The 16,713-nt window shown below is 59.2% G+C and carries 15 protein-coding genes; 8 read left to right on the top strand and 7 right to left on the bottom strand.

Translation table 11 applies throughout. The features are described from left to right. Window positions 1-279: 279 nt before the first annotated feature. The 4 genes from B0E33_RS20010 to B0E33_RS19995 all read left to right on the top strand — a co-directional run bounded on the left by B0E33_RS20010 (window position 280) and on the right by B0E33_RS19995 (window position 5,401). The gene (locus tag B0E33_RS20010) at window positions 280-558 is read left to right on the top strand and encodes a helix-turn-helix domain-containing protein (protein WP_022997958.1); all 279 of its coding nucleotides are present in this window, start codon (window positions 280-282) and stop codon (window positions 556-558) included. A gap of 171 nt (window positions 559-729) precedes the next feature. Beyond that, window positions 730-4,092, top strand: a complete 3,363-nt coding sequence (carB, locus tag B0E33_RS20005) for a carbamoyl-phosphate synthase large subunit (RefSeq protein ID WP_062487795.1) — start codon at window positions 730-732, stop codon at window positions 4,090-4,092. Window positions 4,093-4,206: 114 nt separating this feature from the next. Next, a complete protein-coding gene (greA, locus tag B0E33_RS20000) occupies window positions 4,207-4,680 on the top strand; it encodes a transcription elongation factor GreA (protein ID WP_022997960.1) in 474 nt (157 codons plus the stop codon). A 259-nt stretch (window positions 4,681-4,939) separates the two neighbouring features. Further along, window positions 4,940-5,401, top strand: coding sequence for a hypothetical protein (locus B0E33_RS19995; RefSeq protein WP_022997961.1), 462 nt, complete (start codon window positions 4,940-4,942; stop codon window positions 5,399-5,401). 41 nt (window positions 5,402-5,442) lie between these two features. Here the strand turns inward: B0E33_RS19995 and B0E33_RS19990 are convergent, their stop codons facing one another. Then, window positions 5,443-5,793 carry a VOC family protein gene (locus B0E33_RS19990; protein WP_077293484.1) on the bottom strand — a complete coding sequence of 117 codons (351 nt, stop codon included), beginning with the start codon at window positions 5,791-5,793 and terminating at the stop codon, window positions 5,443-5,445. A gap of 34 nt (window positions 5,794-5,827) precedes the next feature. Next, on the bottom strand, window positions 5,828-6,295 hold the full coding sequence (locus B0E33_RS19985; protein WP_031268195.1) for an Lrp/AsnC family transcriptional regulator: 468 nt from the start codon (window positions 6,293-6,295) through the stop codon (window positions 5,828-5,830). 201 nt (window positions 6,296-6,496) lie between these two features. Here B0E33_RS19985 and B0E33_RS19980 point away from each other — a divergent pair, with 201 nt between their 5' ends. From B0E33_RS19980 to B0E33_RS19970, 3 genes are read left to right on the top strand one after another with little or no spacing between them, the layout of a single operon-like run. Continuing rightward, entirely contained in the window at window positions 6,497-7,528 is a 1,032-nt protein-coding gene (locus B0E33_RS19980) for a mitochondrial fission ELM1 family protein (protein ID WP_077292195.1), read from the top strand. Window positions 7,529-7,549: 21 nt separating this feature from the next. Continuing rightward, window positions 7,550-8,518 carry a thioredoxin-disulfide reductase gene (trxB, locus tag B0E33_RS19975; protein ID WP_022997965.1) on the top strand — a complete coding sequence of 323 codons (969 nt, stop codon included), beginning with the start codon at window positions 7,550-7,552 and terminating at the stop codon, window positions 8,516-8,518. Window positions 8,519-8,548: 30 nt separating this feature from the next. Further along, on the top strand, window positions 8,549-9,445 hold the full coding sequence (locus B0E33_RS19970; protein WP_022997966.1) for a LysR family transcriptional regulator: 897 nt from the start codon (window positions 8,549-8,551) through the stop codon (window positions 9,443-9,445). Window positions 9,446-10,114: 669 nt separating this feature from the next. Here the strand turns inward: B0E33_RS19970 and msrP are convergent. Both msrP and B0E33_RS19960 read right to left on the bottom strand, forming a co-directional pair. Further along, a complete protein-coding gene (msrP, locus tag B0E33_RS19965) occupies window positions 10,115-11,077 on the bottom strand; it encodes a protein-methionine-sulfoxide reductase catalytic subunit MsrP (protein WP_077292194.1) in 963 nt (320 codons plus the stop codon). A gap of 170 nt (window positions 11,078-11,247) precedes the next feature. Then, on the bottom strand, window positions 11,248-13,311 hold the full coding sequence (locus B0E33_RS19960; protein ID WP_077292193.1) for an elongation factor G: 2,064 nt from the start codon (window positions 13,309-13,311) through the stop codon (window positions 11,248-11,250). Window positions 13,312-13,811: 500 nt separating this feature from the next. Between B0E33_RS19960 and B0E33_RS19955 the strand changes: the two genes are divergently transcribed. Beyond that, entirely contained in the window at window positions 13,812-14,105 is a 294-nt protein-coding gene (locus B0E33_RS19955) for a hypothetical protein (RefSeq protein WP_077292192.1), read from the top strand. A gap of 34 nt (window positions 14,106-14,139) precedes the next feature. Here the strand turns inward: B0E33_RS19955 and B0E33_RS19950 are convergent, their stop codons facing one another. From B0E33_RS19950 to B0E33_RS19940, 3 genes are all read right to left on the bottom strand, one after another. After that, window positions 14,140-14,619, bottom strand: a complete 480-nt coding sequence (locus B0E33_RS19950) for a DUF992 domain-containing protein (protein ID WP_062487785.1) — start codon at window positions 14,617-14,619, stop codon at window positions 14,140-14,142. 106 nt (window positions 14,620-14,725) lie between these two features. Further along, window positions 14,726-15,328, bottom strand: coding sequence for a hypothetical protein (locus B0E33_RS19945; protein WP_077292191.1), 603 nt, complete (start codon window positions 15,326-15,328; stop codon window positions 14,726-14,728). Window positions 15,329-15,472: 144 nt separating this feature from the next. Then, on the bottom strand, window positions 15,473-16,672 hold the full coding sequence (locus B0E33_RS19940; protein ID WP_022997972.1) for a pyridoxal phosphate-dependent aminotransferase: 1,200 nt from the start codon (window positions 16,670-16,672) through the stop codon (window positions 15,473-15,475). Window positions 16,673-16,713 lie beyond the last annotated feature (41 nt).

Genomic DNA, 16,713 nt, shown 5'->3' with positions numbered 1-16,713 from the left:
GCGCGAATATCAATTCCGCCTTACTCCTCATGAAAAGATAAGGAAAAATCTAAGCTTATCACTTATTTGACCAACCGTTACGGCACCGAACAAGTATATCAATTTTTTGTCCACACGGTCAATTTTACCATCAAATTCAACCACCTCCATCGACGCAAAAGAGCACATTGTGCACTTCTCGATTGACAAGCGATGAGCAAGGTTATTTTTGTCAGAAGTACCGGACGAGCGAACCCGCAAGGGGATGCCCGCAACCAAGGTATTCTGGAATAAGACGAAATGGCCGATTCAAAATCCAAAGACACCATGCCCGGCATGACCCCGCAGCAGTTCCGCCATTGGCGGCGAGCACTCGGGCTCAAGCAGAAGGATGCGGCAGACCGTCTGGGCCTGAAGAAGCGCATGATCCAGTATTACGAAAAGGGAAATCGCGACGGGCGACCCGTTGAAATTCCCAAATCCATCCGCCTTGCCTGCTATGCATTGTCGGAAGGGATCGGCGACTTTGACGGCCAGACAACGATCCCGTTACCCGCCGAAATTGCCAAGCCGGAATAAAGTCGTGATTTTAGCTCGCAAAAGGTCGACTTTCACGCCCTGGCGGGGTTCCCTCCTGCGCAGCTTTTCCCTATAAGACGCGCTCAGCCAACATAGTCATACCCTCATGTCCGAGCCAGACCGAATAGCGAGCCCGCTGTCCGGAAAGGCCGCTGCGAGCTGCGAGCCGAGATGCCAAAACGCACAGATATCTCTTCCATCCTGATTATTGGTGCCGGTCCGATTGTCATCGGCCAGGCATGTGAATTCGATTATTCGGGCACCCAGGCCTGCAAGGCGCTGCGCGAGGAAGGGTATCGCATCATCCTGGTCAACTCGAACCCGGCGACGATCATGACCGACCCGGACCTGGCTGACGCGACCTACATCGAGCCGATCACTCCCGAGCTGGTGGCCAAGATCATCGAGAAGGAACGCCCGGACGCGCTTCTGCCGACGATGGGCGGCCAGACCGCGCTGAACTGCGCACTCGATCTGGAACAGATGGGTGTTCTGGAAAAATACGGCGTGGAGATGATCGGCGCCCGCGCCGATGTCATCGAAAAGGCTGAAGACCGCGAAAAATTCCGGGCTGCGATGGACGTCATCGGCCTGGAAAACCCGCGCGCGGCCATTGCCTCCTCCCCGGCAATTCACGACGAGAACGGCCGGATCGTCGGTTACGACCGCAATGCAGGCTATCTTGAAGCCATGCGCGCCATCGACGAGATCGGCCTGCCGGCCATCATCCGTCCCGCCTTCACTTTGGGTGGCACCGGCGGTGGCGTTGCCTATAACCGGGAAGAATTCGAAACCATCGTCCGCTCCGGCATCGACGCATCTCCGGTCGGTCAGGTCCTGATCGACGAGAGCCTGCTCGGCTGGAAGGAATATGAAATGGAAGTGGTCCGCGACACGGCGGACAACTGCATCATCATCTGCTCCATCGAGAACGTCGATCCGATGGGCGTGCATACCGGTGATTCCATCACTGTCGCGCCGGCCCTGACGCTGACCGACAAGGAATACCAGATCATGCGCGACGCCTCGATTGCGGTGCTGCGCGAGATCGGCGTGGAAACCGGCGGATCGAACGTGCAGTTCGCGGTCAATCCGGACAATGGCCGCCTGGTCGTCATCGAAATGAACCCGCGCGTGTCGCGGTCTTCCGCCCTGGCCTCCAAGGCAACCGGCTTCCCGATTGCCAAGATCGCGGCCAAGCTTGCTGTCGGCTACACGCTGGACGAGCTGGAGAACGACATCACCGGCGGCGCGACCCCGGCATCGTTCGAACCGACCATCGATTACGTGGTCACCAAGATCCCGCGTTTCGCCTTCGAAAAATTTCCGGGCTCCGAAGCAACCCTGACCACTGCCATGAAGTCGGTCGGCGAAGTGATGGCCATTGGCCGGACCTTCAACGAAAGCCTGCAGAAGGCATTGCGTGGTCTGGAAACGGGCCTGAACGGCTTTGATGAAACCGAAATCCCGGGCCTTGATCAGGGCGACGACCGCAACGCCCTGCGCGCTGCCGTCTCGACACCGACACCGACCCGGCTTCTCAACGTCGCCCAGGCCATGCGCCTTGGCATGACGGTCGAGGAAATCTACGAGGCCAGCGGCATCAATCCCTGGTTCCTGGAGCAGATCGAAGCCATCCTAGAAATGGAAGCGAAGGTCCGCAAGCTCGGCCTGCCGAAAGATGCCGCGAACTTGCGCAAACTGAAGGCCATGGGCTTTTCCGACGCGCGCCTGGCAAGCCTTGCCGATCTCGATGCATCGGACGTTGCCAAGCTCCGCAAGCAGCTGGACGTGCACCCGGTCTACAAGCGCATCGACACCTGCGCTGCCGAGTTCGCCTCCCCGACTGCCTATATGTATTCCACCTACGAGGCTCCCTTCATGGGGCAGCCCGCGTGCGAGGCGAACCCGTCCGACCGGAAGAAGGTGGTCATTCTGGGTGGCGGTCCGAACCGCATCGGCCAGGGTATCGAGTTCGACTATTGCTGCTGTCATGCCGCCTTCGCGCTGGAAGACGCGGGCTACGAGACCATCATGGTCAACTGCAACCCGGAAACCGTCTCCACCGATTACGACACGTCCGACCGCCTCTACTTCGAGCCGCTGACCGCTGAAGACGTGCTGGAGATCATGCGCAAGGAGCAGGAGAACGGCACGCTGCACGGCGTCATCGTCCAGTTCGGCGGCCAGACCCCGCTCAAGCTGGCGCAGGCCCTGGTCAAGGCGGACGTGCCGATCCTCGGCACTTCACCGGACATGATCGATCTTGCCGAAGACCGTGACCGGTTCCAGAAGCTTCTGATCAAGCTCGACATGAAGCAGCCGGAAAACGGCATCGCCTATTCCGTCGAACAGGGTCGCCTCATCGCCGGTCAGCTCGGCCTGCCTCTGGTGGTCCGCCCGTCCTATGTCCTGGGTGGCCGTGCCATGCAGATCATTCGCGACGAGGAAGCTCTCAACTCCTATCTGCTCGGCACCCTGCCGGAGCTGGTCCCGGCGGAAGTGCGGGCCAAGTACCCGAACGACAAGACCGGCCAGATCAACACCGTGCTGGGCACCAACCCGCTGCTGTTCGACCGCTATCTCGACGGCGCGATCGAGGTGGATGTCGATGCCCTTTGCGACGGCAAGGACGTGTTCGTCTGCGGCATCATGGAGCACATCGAGGAAGCCGGCATCCATTCCGGCGACAGCGCCTGCTCCCTGCCGCCGTTCTCGCTCGGCGAAGAGATGCTTGAAGAACTCAAGCGCCAGACCACGGCGTTGGCTCTGGCACTGGAAGTCGGCGGCCTGATGAACGTGCAATACGCCATCAAGAACGGCGAGATCTTCGTTCTGGAAGTCAACCCGCGCGCATCGCGCACCGTGCCCTTCGTCGCCAAGACGATCGGTGCGCCGGTCGCCAAGATCGCCAGCCGCATCATGGCAGGAGAAAGCCTGGCTTCCTTCGGCCTCAGCGAGAAGAAACTCGACCATATCGCGGTCAAGGAAGCTGTCTTCCCGTTCGCCCGCTTCCCCGGCGTCGACACGATCCTCGGACCGGAAATGCGCTCGACTGGCGAAGTCATGGGCCTCGACACTGCCTTCGGCAAGGCCTTTGCCAAGTCCCAGATCGGCTGCGGCACAGGGGTTCCGGACAAGGGCACCGTCTTCGTTTCCATGCGCGACGAAGACAAGGCCGGCGTGCTTGACGCCGTCCGCAGCCTGGAAGCCGGCGGTTTCACGATCATCGCCACCGGCGGCACCCAGAAGTTCCTCGAGGACAAGGGGATTGCGGTGAAGAAGATCAACAAGGTTCTTGAAGGCCGCCCTCATATCGTTGATGCTATCAAGAACGGTGAGGTCCAGCTCGTCTTCAATACGACCGAAGGCGCACAGGCCATCTCCGACAGCCGGTCGATGCGCCGGGCGGCTCTTCTGAACAAGGTACCGTATTACACGACCCTTGCAGGATCAGTGGCTGCCGCGAAAGGCATTGCCGCCCATAAAGCTGGGAGCCTTGAAGTAAGACCTTTACAATCCTACTTCGGCTAAGGCTATTATACTCGTGACCGGCCGGGAAAGCGCGCCTTTCCCGGCTTGGTTTGTTTTTGTCAAAGCGCGGTCCTCGAGATTAGGGGGACCCAATAAGCTGAAGGTCTGAGACCAATGGAAAAAGTTCCGATGACCTCCGCCGGGTACAAGATGCTCCAGGACGAGCTGAAGGAACGTACCGCGGTAGAGCGCCCGCGCATCGTCGAGGCGATTGCTGAAGCACGCGCGCATGGCGACCTGTCGGAAAATGCGGAATACCATGCGGCTAAAGAAGCCCAGAGCCTGAACGAAGGCCGTATTTCGGAACTGGAAGACAAGCTGTCCCGCGCTGAAATCATTGATGTGACCAAGCTGTCCGGCGACATCGTCAAATTCGGCGCGACCGTCACCCTCATCGACGAGGACACCGAAGAAGAAAAGAAATACATGATCGTTGGCGACGTCGAATCCGACGTGAAGCAGAACAAGGTCTCTATTTCTTCTCCGATCGCCCGCGCCCTGATTGGCAAGTCCATCGGCGACAGTGTCGAAGTTGCTGCCCCTGGCGGTGCCCGGTCTTACGAGATCGTGGACGTACGCTTCGTCTGACCCCAGCCTTTCAGTGTTGAGCCTTCCCGGTCTGGCCTCTCTTTGCAGGGACCGTCCCCGGTCTTAGCAGGCCTGAAAATTGCCCCTGGCCGTTTCAATGTCCGGGTTCCCTTTGAACCCGGACCTGCCTGGCACAGCTCCCCGGCAACGTACGCGCGTTCTGCGACTGTCCTTAAGTCGCAGCAAAAGCAGAGCTTTCCCTTTGACGTCCACGACACAGCCGTTAAGCTGACAACCGGAAAGTGTCGGAGGATTTGCAATGGTCTTTAACGCGATTGCTGTATGGTTGTTGATCGCGTCGGTGCCGTTATGGATATACCGCTGGTTTCTGTTTTCCAGGCTCACGGCACGCGAACGCCTGATGTTCAAGCGCCTCGTCGCGCAACGCCACGAAAGCTCCTTCGTGTTCGCCGTGCGGATGGCTGGTTACCTGATCGCTCTGGCTGTTGCCGTCTTCTTCGTCGTCTTCGGTCTGCAATATCTGAAGTATGGCAACTTTGGCATAACGACCTACAGCGACACGATACGCAGCAGGTTCTATTCCGGCATTGAGCCTGTCGACCAGGCGCTCGACAGCTACCACTATGACCAGATGCTGCCCGTTGCGGCACTGACGACCATCCTGCTGGTGACCGTCGCCTTTACACTGGTCACCGCCGCTCTCAGGGACATCTCCCTGATCCGGCGTCTCCAGAAAAAAGTGAAAAAACTGGCTTCGTGAGTTTGTTGGCGCCCTTGCCTGCCGGATCGGCAGGCAGCGCCTCACGCGTGCTGTAAGATATTCACCAGGCGGCCAAAAGGGTCGCGCACGTAAAAGCGCCTGACTCCCCAGGGCTCATCTGCCGGGCCGTATTCGATGCCGAGGCCTTTTGCCTGCACTTTTTCCAGCACTTCTTCAAGGTTGTCGACTTCGACCGAAAAATCGGGCACGGGGGTTCCCGCGCCGCCTTCCGCCGCAATGCTGACCTGGGCCACCGCCCCCCGTTCGCCTGCAAAGGTGACGATCCAGCCATGATCCATCGCCAGGTCCATGCCCAGCACGTCGCCGTAGAAGCTTTGCGCCTTGCCGGTATCCGGCGATGCGATGTTGGCAACGACACGTTTCACAGCCATGGCGTCTTGTTCCTTCTTGCAGCCGGTTCGGACTTCAATCGATTGGAACGACAGGCTCATCCTTTGTTCGGCGGATTGTCAACGCCGTACGAACGCTGTCGACGTTGGGCGCAGCGGTCAATTCGCGAATGATGAAATTCTGGAAGGTCTGCAGATCCGGCGAAACGCATTTCAGCAGGAAGTCGACCTCACCTGAAAGCATGTAGCTTTCGCGCACCAGCGGCCAGTTCTGAACCGTCTGTTCGAAGGCGATCAGATCCGCCTCGGTCTGGCTGTGCAGCCCGACCATTGCAAACGCTGTCACGTCGTAACCGAGCTGCTTTTCATCAAGCAGGGTCCGGTAGCCCAGAATGAGCCCGGCTTCCTCCAGCGCGCGCACCCGGCGCAGGCAGGGAGGAGCGGATATGCCGACCCGACGGGCCAATTCCACATTGGTCATCCGTCCGTCATCCTGCAATTCCTTCAGGATCTGCCAATCAATGGCATCGAGCCGCGCTTTCAAACCTGTCTCCTTCGCGCTTCGCATGACGCGCCATGCTGTGGGCATTCGGGTCTTTCACAAGACTGTCGCCTTGCCCGATACCGGAATCCCAAGCTAACCTCTATTTGTGTGCCGAGTTATGATTTTTTGCGCGTTTGTGCAAGACTATAACAAAATTGCGCACGATTTCGAAAGATTACGATAGGGGAACTTCTCCAAAACATGCCTTTTTCGCCGGAGAAAGCCCCTTCTTCCCTCTGGATCCTCACCGATGGAAAGGCGGGCGATGTTGCCCAGTGCCGCGGTGTTGCCGAAGCCCTCGGCGCACCTGTTGAAGAACGCCACATAGCGCCACGTGCACCCTTTACCTGGTTGATGCCCTTCGGTCCGATCGATCTGCGCGAGCGGGAGACCCGCCCCGGCAGCCCGATTGCCCCGCCCTACCCTGATATCGCCATCGCGTCCGGCCGCCGGGCGGTCCCGTATCTGCGCCGGGTCAAGCGCCTTTCGGGAGGCAAGACCTTTACCGTGTTCCTGAAAGACCCGCGCATGGGACCAGATGCAGCGGATCTCATCTGGGTACCCGAGCATGACAAGCTGCGCGGACGGAACGTCCTTGTAACACCGACGTCCCCACACAAGTTCTCCGCCGCAACACTGGCCGAACTCCGCAGCCGGCAGGTTGCCGAGATAGATGGTCTTCCACGGCCCCGTGTTGCGGTTCTTGTCGGCGGGGACAGCCGGCACCACAGGTTTTCCGAAGACGACCAGAACCGCCTTTTGAGCGGCCTGCGAGAGCTTGCACATGCGGCACATGTGCATTTCATGATCACAGCCTCCCGCCGCACGCCGGCCGGATTGGCCTATGGTCTTGCAGGATTGGCCAAATCGGGAAATCACCTCTACTGGACAGGCGACGCCCCCAATCCTTACGGCCTCTATCTCGCCAAGGCAGATGCGATCATCGCCACTGCCGATTCCACGAACATGATCGGTGAGGCCACAGCCACCGGCAAGCCGGTCCATGTATTCGAGCCCAGCGGCGGTCACGACAAGATCACCCGGTTTTTGGGGACTTTGCGACGCATGGGTGTCATTCACCCCTTTCCAGGTCCGCTGAAAACCACTACCTACGAGCCGATAGATGCCACGCCGGTGATCGCTCAACGCATCTTGAGCGATTTTTCGGCCGCACGGCAAACCCGGAACAACGCCCCGATGGGCCAACCTGGCAACGCAAACGCCGGGACATGAAAACAGGATAAAGGTGCGCCCATGAGCACGGAACACAGCAAACTTCTGATCATCGGCTCCGGCCCGGCTGGCTACACGGCTGCCATATATGCTGCCCGCGCCATGATCGAGCCGACGCTGGTGGCCGGTATTCAGCCGGGCGGCCAGCTGACCATTACCACTGATGTCGAGAACTACCCCGGCTTCGCGGATCCCATCATGGGGCCGTGGCTGATGGAACAGATGCAGAAGCAGGCCGAAAACGTCGGCACCAAGATCCTTTACGACACCATCGTGAAGGCTGACCTGTCCCAGCGCCCGTTCCGCCTGGAAGCCGACAGCGGCACGGTATTCACGGCGGACGCCCTGGTGATCGCCACCGGCGCGCAGGCACGCTGGCTTGGCCTGTCCTCGGAACAGGATTACATGGGCGCCGGCGTTTCCGCCTGTGCGACCTGTGACGGCTTCTTCTACCGCAACAAGGAAGTTGTGGTTGTCGGCGGCGGCAACACCGCCGTGGAAGAAGCGCTGTATCTCGCCAATCTCGCCTCCAAGGTGACGCTGGTTCATCGCCGTGACAGCCTGCGGGCGGAAAAGATCCTGCAGGACCGCCTGTTCCAGCACCCGAAGATCGACGTCATCTGGGACCACCAGGTCGATGAGATCCTCGGCGGCGGCATGCCGAAAGCAGTTACCGGCGTACGGTTGAAAAACACCGCGACCGGCGAATTCCAGGAAATTTCCACGGACGGTGTCTTCATCGCCATCGGCCACGCACCGTCGGTCGAACTCTTCAAGGATCAGCTCACGCTGAAGTCCAACGGCTACCTGGAAACTGCCCCGGATTCGACCAGGACATCCATCCCGGGCGTCTTTGCGGCCGGTGATGTCACCGACGACATTTATCGGCAGGCAGTAACCGCTGCCGGCATGGGCTGCATGGCAGCCCTTGAAGCCGAGAAGTTTCTGGCCGAACATGAAGTGACGTCGACAAAGCAGGCCGCCGAATAGGCTGCCTGACTGTCCTGCGGAGGGGCACGCATGGATTGGGACAAATTGCGCATTTTTCATGCGGCCGCACAGGCTGGCAGTTTCACGCATGCAGGTGACACCCTGCATATGAGCCAGTCGGCTGTCAGCCGGCAGGTCAGTGCGCTAGAGCACGATCTGGGTGTTCCGCTGTTTCACCGGCACGCCCGCGGCCTCTTGCTGACCGAACAGGGCGAACTGCTCTACCGGACTGCCAACGACGTGCTGATGAAGTTGGAAGCGGTTCAGTCGAGCCTGACGGACAGCAAGGAAAAGCCATCCGGAGCCCTGCGTGTGACAACCACGGTGGGCCTTGGTTCCACCTGGCTCACCTCACGGATCAGAAGCTTCATCGATCTCTATCCTGATGTCGACCTGCACCTGATCTTCGACGACGACGAACTGGACCTTGGCATGCGCGAAGCGGATGTGGCCATCCGCTTGCGCCAGCCAACCCAGCCGGACCTGATCCAGCGCAAACTGTTTACAGTGCATTTCCATGTCTATGCGGCACCGGAATACCTCCAACGGTTCGGAACACCTGTGTCGATCGACGACCTCGACAAGCACCGGCTGATCACCTTTGGCGAACAGGCTCCGGCCTACCTCCGCTCGATGAACTGGCTGGAAACAGCCGGGCGCGTCGCGACAAGCCCGCGCAGGTCCGTCCTGAAGGCCAACAACATCGTGGCCATCAAGCGTGCCGTTCAATCCGGCGTGGGCATTGCCATTCTGCCGGACTACATCATCGACAAGTCGTCGAACCTGGCGCCTGTCATGACCGATCAGGACGACAAGGTGCCCTCCTTCGACACCTATTTTGTCTACCCTTCGGAACTGAAGAACACCGCGCGTGTTACCGCGTTCCGCGAGTTCCTGCTGGCAAATGCAGAAGGCTGGGTTTTCTAACCCCGCCCTCCTGTCGTCTATCTGCCCGAATGCGATTGGCTCAACCAGCCCCGGCTTGACCGGGACGCAACCCTGCTTGCCTGCACGGGCGGCCATACAGAGGCTTTTGCAAATACTCTCCCCCTAAAAACGTCTCGGAACTCGGCCTGCGCCGCGGCAACCGAGCGGCCCGATTGTCCCCATTCCCCCTGGGAAAGCATAGGACTGGACAGACTCAGGTTTCATTCGCCAAATCAGCTCAACATTTAGGCATCAAAATTACTGCACACGGGGAGAGCATTTGCATTTATTTCGGTGAAACAATCGATTTTTTCACTCGAAATTAAAAATTTTTTTGAAGCCACCGGCAAAAACCGACTAATTCAATCTGTTGTAATTAAAGGGGTTTTGGTCAAATTTTTGACCATTCAGTCAAGCCCTGCGTAAAATGCATAGCAGATCTGCGCCCCTGCCTCTTGTTTACGCAGCTTGTGCACTGCATATAAGCATCACTGTTGGTCACACGGACATCACGTCCTCCTCCCAGTGATGTTCCGACCAGCTGTTCCCCTCTGGAAGGTGATTCCACTGTTTTCAGTGAATCAAAATAAACTGCCGGGTCTTTTAAGACCCGGCTCTTTTTTTGCCCAGACCATGCTGCGACGCAGCATGACGTAATGTCACTTCACCTCACATGAACAGGCGTTCGTTGCCCAGGTCCTTGTAGAGGCCGGCCACCTGCTCCTCATAGCCGTTGTAGAGAAGCGTGTTGCGGCGCTCGTCCGTTCCAAGCAGCCGCTCGGAAGACTGCGGCCAGCGGCGATGCGGCACGGACGGGTTCACGTTCGCCCAGAAGCCATATTCAGAAGACTGGATCTCCTCCCAGAAGCTGACCGGACGCTCGTCGGTGAAGGAGATCTTCACGATCGACTTGATCGACTTGAAGCCGTATTTCCACGGGACAACCAGCCGGATCGGTGCACCATATTGCTTGGCAAGCGGCTTGTCGTAAACGCCGGTAGCGATGAAGGCGAGTTCATTGGTCGCTTCTTCCAGCGTCAGGCCCTCGACATAGGGCCAAGGATACCAGCTCTGCTTCTGCCCGCTGGCAACCGACGGATCGAGGAAGGTTTCAAATCGCAGGTATTTTGCGCCGGACTGCGGCCCGGCCAGCTTCACCAGCTCGGCAAGCGCGAATCCCGACCAGGGCACGGCCATCGACCACGCTTCGACGCATCGATGCCGGTAGAGCCGCTCTTCCAAAGGCATCTTGGCCAGAAGGTCATCGATGCCGATCTCTTGCGGATTGTCGATCATGCCATCCAGCACGACGGTCCAGGGGCGGATCTTGAGTTCCTGTGCCGCCGGCCAGATCTGCTTGTGCGTGCCGAACTCGTAAAAATTGTTGTATTTCGCCGTGAACTCTTCCGGGGTCACGTCCCTGTCGAGCGTAAGGGTCTCATTGCGCTTGACCGGATAAAGGCCCGCGCTCGGGTCTTCTTCCGCAAAGGCCGGGCGAATTCCAAGGCCCGTACCCAACAGCGCACCAGCCCCGGCAAGGCCGGCAAGGATCTGCCGGCGGTTCATGAAAACGGCCTCCGGTGTTGCTTCCCGTTCCGGAAGCTCCCAGCTGCGTTTCTTCAGTATATTCATTGTCAGTCTCCCGTTTGTTCCGAAGGAAACCGGAATCGGCTTTCAATGGCAAATAACGCCCTGGTGACTGAGCGCAACAACAAGGTGATCAACAGTACAGCGCTTTAATAAGGCGAACACAACAGAGGGGCCAACCGGCCCCTCTGTCATCGCTTTCAGTGCTCAACCGTTCACGCGGCCTGTCTGCCGAACCTCTGCAAGGCAATTTCCGCCGCCTTGCCGGAAAGTTCCGCCATATGGTCGAACTCGGCGGTGTAGCTTGCAACCCCGGCGGTCGCCGAACGCAGTTCGATGATCAGGTCACCGATTTCCGCCTCCGGCATCAACGCCTGCACCTCATCCCAGCCATTCCACTCGGGACGGGCGTCGAAGCCAAGCAATTGTCCGCGTCGTGCCGAGACGATCGCATTCACCCGCGCGGTCGCATCACTCGGGCAGGCAATCACCACCTTGTGGATCGGCTCCAGAAGCACCGGCTTGCACTCAGGCAGACCTTCCCGGATTGCAAGTATGCCGGCCATCTTGAAGGCCTGGTCGGAACTGTCCACAGAGTGATAGGAGCCGTCCGTCAGACAGACGGACACATCCACCACCGGGAAACCGAGCGGGCCTTGCCCCAACGCATCCAACACGCCGTCACGCACGGACGGGATATATTGTTTCGGCACGACACCCCCGGTAATCGTGTCTGAAAACTGGACGCCCTCGCCGCGCGGCAGCGGAGATATCTCGATCACCACATCGCCGAACTGACCATGCCCGCCGGACTGTTTCTTGTGACGGCCACGAACCTTGGTGCCTGACCGGATCGTCTCGGCATAAGGCACGTGCGGTGTATTGGCGGCGATATCCAGACCGTATTTTCCGGCAAGCCGTTCCTGGGCAACACGCAAATGCATTTCGCCCTGCCCTGCAAGCAACGTTTCGGCCGTTGTCTGGTTTTGCGAGACGATCAGCGAGCGGTCCTCTTCAACCAGTTTCGCCAGTGCCGCGGAAAGACGGACCTCGTCCTTGCGCTGTTTGGCGGAAATCGCCGTCGCCAGAACAGGATTGCGCCGTTCAAGCACCTGAAGGCTTTCGATCTTTCCGTTTTCGAAACTCAGGAGGTCGCCCGTCTGGACATCATCGAGCCTCCCGAGCCCAACCAGATCGCCCTTGCCGGCCGTTGCGATCTTGTTCGCCTGCTGGCCGAAGACAGAAAACAGTCCGGACACCTTGATTTCGGTGTCGCCATTGAGGAACAGGGTATCGCCGTCGGAGACCACGCCTTCCAGAACGCGGGCGATCGACTGCTTGCCGCCGTGCTGGGTGTGCAGCGTCTTGACGACCTGCAGCATCGCGCGCGACGTCGTGCCAAGCACCCGGCGCGACAGCAGGTCTACACCAGGAACCTCGTGGCGCAAGGCCTTGAGCAGCCGGCTGACACCGTTGCCGTGTTCTGCGGAGCCGAAGAAAACCGGGCAGATGAGACCGTCCTGCATTTCGTTCACCAGATCGGCGAACACCTGATCGCGATTGGGGGCGATATCCTCGAGCAACGCCTCCATCAGGTCGTCGTCGTGATCGGCCAGGTGTTCCAGCATGGTGAAACGGGCTTCGTGCTCACGTGCGAGGTCCGCATCGGACATGTCGATCTGCGTGCTTTCCTCCTTCTCGTGATAGACATGCGCCCGCTCCAGCGCGAGATCGATGAACCCCGTCGCCAGGCCGTCTTCCCAGATCGGGATCTGTCGCAGCACCAGCGGCACCGCAGATGCCGGTTGCAGCAGGCTCAGGACATCGCGCACCCGCCGCGTGCTCTTGTCGATCTTGTTTAAAAACAAAACCCGCGGAATGGCGCGGGCTTCAAGGGCTTTCAGGATCAGCTGCAGGGCTGGAACCTTGCGCTCGTCGTCCTCCGCCACCACAACAGCCAGATCCACTCCGGAAAGCGCCCCGTCCATTTCGCTCAGGAACTCCACGGATCCAGGGCAGTCGACGAACACGAAGCGATCTCCCAGGAATTCCGCGTCCGCAATGTTCAGTTCCACACTCATGCCGTGGGCACGCGCTTCCGGCGAAGCGTCGCCCACCGTATTTCCGTTCGCGACGGATCCTTGCCGGGCCACCTTGTCCGTTCGCGCCAGCAAGGCTTCCAGAAGACTGGTCTTGCCGCTGCCGAACGGACCCACTAGGGCGATACAGCGCGGAGCGCTGCCCGCAGCAGATCCTTTTCCGTTTGAAGTGATTGCCATGCTGAGCCTCCCGTTAGTTCGAGGATACCTCGTAACAACGCGGCAGGGCCGGCTGGGGGACGCGGCCTGCCGCGTCTCGCCCGGATGGGATCGAAGGCCTTTGGCCCGGTACTCAACAGCACCAAGCCCCAAACTGCGGCCGATCGACCAGGGGCGGTCAGCCATCGTCGCGCCGATATCGGCGGCAACGCAAGGGAATCTTACGCGGCAGCGCAGCAATTTGCCCTGGTCTCGGCTCAGTCTCCAGGCCGATGACAGCTCGCCAAAAGTGCACAAAAATCCAAAACACCGCCGATCCCAGAGGCTTATAAAGGCTCTCCCGACCGAGATCTCCAGACCGGCAAGCGGTGGAGAAAATTTGAGCTGAAGACTGAAAAAAGTCCCGCCTTCAGACCTTCCCAACCATGTGCCATTGCCCTGCCGGAATTGGCAGATAGTGAAATTGACGCGCGGAGGCCTATGTAACCAACTTGAACCGGCCTCGGGCAAAAGGAGCACGCGTGACCAAAACCCTGATACTCTGTTCAGCCCTGTTTGCTGCCACGTCGGCAATACCCGCGCATGCGCAATCGACCCAGCTGCGCAGTCCTCCCATGATGACCTCGCCGCGGCTGCCTTCTGCCGGTCAGCAGCTGAACCAGAACCTCAACCGCCAACAGTCCGGTTTCTCCACCCGGCAGCAGATTGACGGTGCGGAGCGTTTGAACCGCACCGAGCAGATCAACCGGCAGAACACCCGGCCGGACAAGGAAGAAACTCCTTGTGCCGGCGCGAACGAAAGCTGCCGCGACTAAAGCGGAGAAACAGGACAGTGACAGCCGCTGAGGCTTAGTTGATCAGTTCCAGCGTCATCTTGCTGACACCCAGTGTCAGGTTCGTGCCTGTCTGGCTTTCCAGGCTGAAAGGGTTGAGCGCGATGGATCGGTCGAAACCACCCAACAGCGCGTTCGCCTTGATGCCCGCACCAACACTTGCCCCGGCGGTCAGCCCGCCGTAGGTGCCTGCCAAAAGGCCCGGCTTCCGGTTTGCGGAAGGTGCCAGCACGCCCCAGACCAGCGTGGCCTGTTTGGTCTTGCCGATATCCAGCCCGTAGTCGCGGACGGTCCCCTTGTAGTTTTCCACCGCTCCGCCGTCGACCGGTGAAAAGCTGCATCCGAGTGTTGCTGAAGAGCCAACAATGAAACTGTGCTCGCCTTCCACCAGGCAGCTCAGTTTGCCGATTTCAACCTTTGGGCTGTCTTCGGAGGCAAGGGCCGGCATGGCAAACACAATGGCCATGGCGGCAAGAACCGGTTTCAAAATACGCATGTAGAGAACTCCCGTTCGGCTGCGAATATCCGCTTTTAGCAAAGGCGCGGATCACGCCCCTGATATGACGCGCCAAGACGTCAAAATCGCGGCAATGGCAAAAGGTTCAGGTGTAACCGTCGGTAGTGTCGGCACTGCCCGCCAGAGCAGGGGCAAGCACACCACCGTTCGACGACCTGTCCGACACACGGGCAAGCAGAAACCGGCGACCGGCAATCAGAAGGGTCAAGGTGACGATCACCGGAAGAAGGCTGTTTTCCGGCGCCTGGAACGCCCAGACCGTTCCAGCCAGTGATACGGCAAGCATCAGAAACGATAGTCGGTACTGCGTCGATCTGGGCAAGTCGGGGACACCGGCAAATCCACCGCGTGAGAACAGGGTCAAGACCCCGCCGGTAAGCGTCACGGTCAACAAAACGGCACTGTACGAATAGCCTGTCAGGAATGATGCCAGAGTGCCGTCGCCAAACCGATACAGGCCGACCAGAAGCGGTGTCACCAGCAGGATATGCAGATTTATACCGAGAAATACGGGGTGCATGGGCGCCTTGACCAGCACAAAGCCGGCAAGAACGAAAACCGCAAGACCGCAACCACTCCAGCCTGCAAGCTCCAGATCACCCGTCTGTCGCCAGAGCACAATGAAGACAATCGACGGCAGGCTTTCGAACAGATCAAGAAGCAGTTGTTTCTGATGTGAATTTGCCATCGCTCGACCTCCACCTGACGGGGAAAGGCTAGAGCGTTCGAACTGTGCTGTAAACCGCGCATTCCTCAACCAGAAAACGCAACCTACAACAGGAAAGGGCGGCCGTCGGCCGCCCTTTCGCAAATCTTTCGATGTCCGAAAAGCTTATTTCAGGTTCCCGCAGAAACGCTGGATGCGCGTGCAGGCTTCTTCCAGAGCTTCGGTCGAGGTCGCATAGGAAATGCGGAAGTTCGGACCAAGCCCGAAAGCCGAACCGTGAACGACCGCGACACCTTCAGCTTCCAGAAGCTCGGAGACGAAGTCCTCGTCGCTCTCGATCACCTTGCCGGACGGGGCCGTCTTGCCGATTGTACCGGCGCAGGACGGGAACACGTAGAACGCGCCTTCCGGCACCGGGCACGAAATGCCGTTGGCCTGGTTCAGCATGGAGACAACCAGGTCCCGGCGTCCCTTGAAGACTTCGTTGTTCTTCGGGATGAAGTCCTGGGTGCCGTTCAGCGCCTCGACTGCCGCCCACTGGGCGATGGAACAAGGGTTGGAGGTCGACTGCGACTGAACCTTGGCCATGGCCTTGATCAGGTCTGCCGGGCCGCCGGCATAACCGATACGCCAGCCGGTCATTGCATAGGCCTTCGACACACCGTTGACGGTCAGCGTGCGCTCGTAAAGAGCAGGCTCCACCTGAGCAGGCGTGGTGAACTTGAAGTCGTCATAGACGAGGTGCTCATACATGTCGTCGGTCATGACCCAGACATGGGGGTGCTTCATCAGCACATCGCAGAGCGCCTTCAGTTCAGCTTCCGTATAGGCCGCACCGGACGGGTTGGACGGAGAGTTGAAGATCAGCCACTTGGTGCGCGATGTGATCGCCGCATCGAGTGCTTCCGGTGTAATCTTGAAGGTCGACTTGTCCGCTTCCACGATCACCGGTTCACCGCCTGCGAGCAACACCATGTCCGGATAGCTTACCCAGTAAGGGGTCGGAATGATGACTTCATCGCCCGGGTTCAGCGTTGCAATCAGCGCGTTGTAAAGCACCTGCTTGCCGCCGGTACCCACGGTGATCTGGCTGGTTTCGTAAGTAAGCCCGTTTTCCCGCTTGAACTTTTCGACGATGGCCGCCTTCAGCTCCGGAATACCATCGACAGCAGTGTACTTGGTCTTGCCGTCGGTGATGGCCTTGATGGCGGCTGTCTTGATGTTTTCCGGGGTATCGAAATCCGGCTCGCCAGCTCCGAGACCGATTACATCGCGGCCTGCGGCTTTAAGCTCGCGTGCCTTGTTGGTGACGGCGATGGTCGCAGAAGGTTTAACACGCGCCAATGCGTCAGCAAGAAAGCCCATAATGTCCTCCAGGGGGAAACGGGATTAACAGCGCGCGGACC

The sequence above is a fragment of the Roseibium algicola genome (assembly GCF_001999245.1).
Taxonomy (GTDB): domain Bacteria; phylum Pseudomonadota; class Alphaproteobacteria; order Rhizobiales; family Stappiaceae; genus Roseibium; species Roseibium algicola.
Note: the sequence above shows the minus strand (reverse complement) of the source record. Positions and strands in the feature narration are given on the sequence as shown.

Excerpts from the sequence above, each read along its gene's own strand:
- B0E33_RS20010 (WP_022997958.1), top strand. The coding sequence starts at position 280 with ATGGCCGATTCAAAATCCAAAGACACCATGCCCGGCATGACCCCGCAG.
- carB (WP_062487795.1), top strand. The coding sequence starts at position 730 with ATGCCAAAACGCACAGATATCTCTTCCATCCTGATTATTGGTGCCGGT.
- greA (WP_022997960.1), top strand. The coding sequence starts at position 4,207 with ATGGAAAAAGTTCCGATGACCTCCGCCGGGTACAAGATGCTCCAGGAC.
- B0E33_RS19995 (WP_022997961.1), top strand. The coding sequence starts at position 4,940 with ATGGTCTTTAACGCGATTGCTGTATGGTTGTTGATCGCGTCGGTGCCG.
- B0E33_RS19990 (WP_077293484.1), bottom strand. The coding sequence starts at position 5,793 with ATGGCTGTGAAACGTGTCGTTGCCAACATCGCATCGCCGGATACCGGC.
- B0E33_RS19980 (WP_077292195.1), top strand. The coding sequence starts at position 6,497 with ATGCCTTTTTCGCCGGAGAAAGCCCCTTCTTCCCTCTGGATCCTCACC.
- trxB (WP_022997965.1), top strand. The coding sequence starts at position 7,550 with ATGAGCACGGAACACAGCAAACTTCTGATCATCGGCTCCGGCCCGGCT.
- B0E33_RS19970 (WP_022997966.1), top strand. The coding sequence starts at position 8,549 with ATGGATTGGGACAAATTGCGCATTTTTCATGCGGCCGCACAGGCTGGC.
- msrP (WP_077292194.1), bottom strand. The coding sequence starts at position 11,077 with ATGAATATACTGAAGAAACGCAGCTGGGAGCTTCCGGAACGGGAAGCA.
- B0E33_RS19960 (WP_077292193.1), bottom strand. The coding sequence starts at position 13,311 with ATGGCAATCACTTCAAACGGAAAAGGATCTGCTGCGGGCAGCGCTCCG.
- B0E33_RS19950 (WP_062487785.1), bottom strand. The coding sequence starts at position 14,619 with ATGCGTATTTTGAAACCGGTTCTTGCCGCCATGGCCATTGTGTTTGCC.
- B0E33_RS19945 (WP_077292191.1), bottom strand. The coding sequence starts at position 15,328 with ATGGCAAATTCACATCAGAAACAACTGCTTCTTGATCTGTTCGAAAGC.
- B0E33_RS19940 (WP_022997972.1), bottom strand. The coding sequence starts at position 16,672 with ATGGGCTTTCTTGCTGACGCATTGGCGCGTGTTAAACCTTCTGCGACC.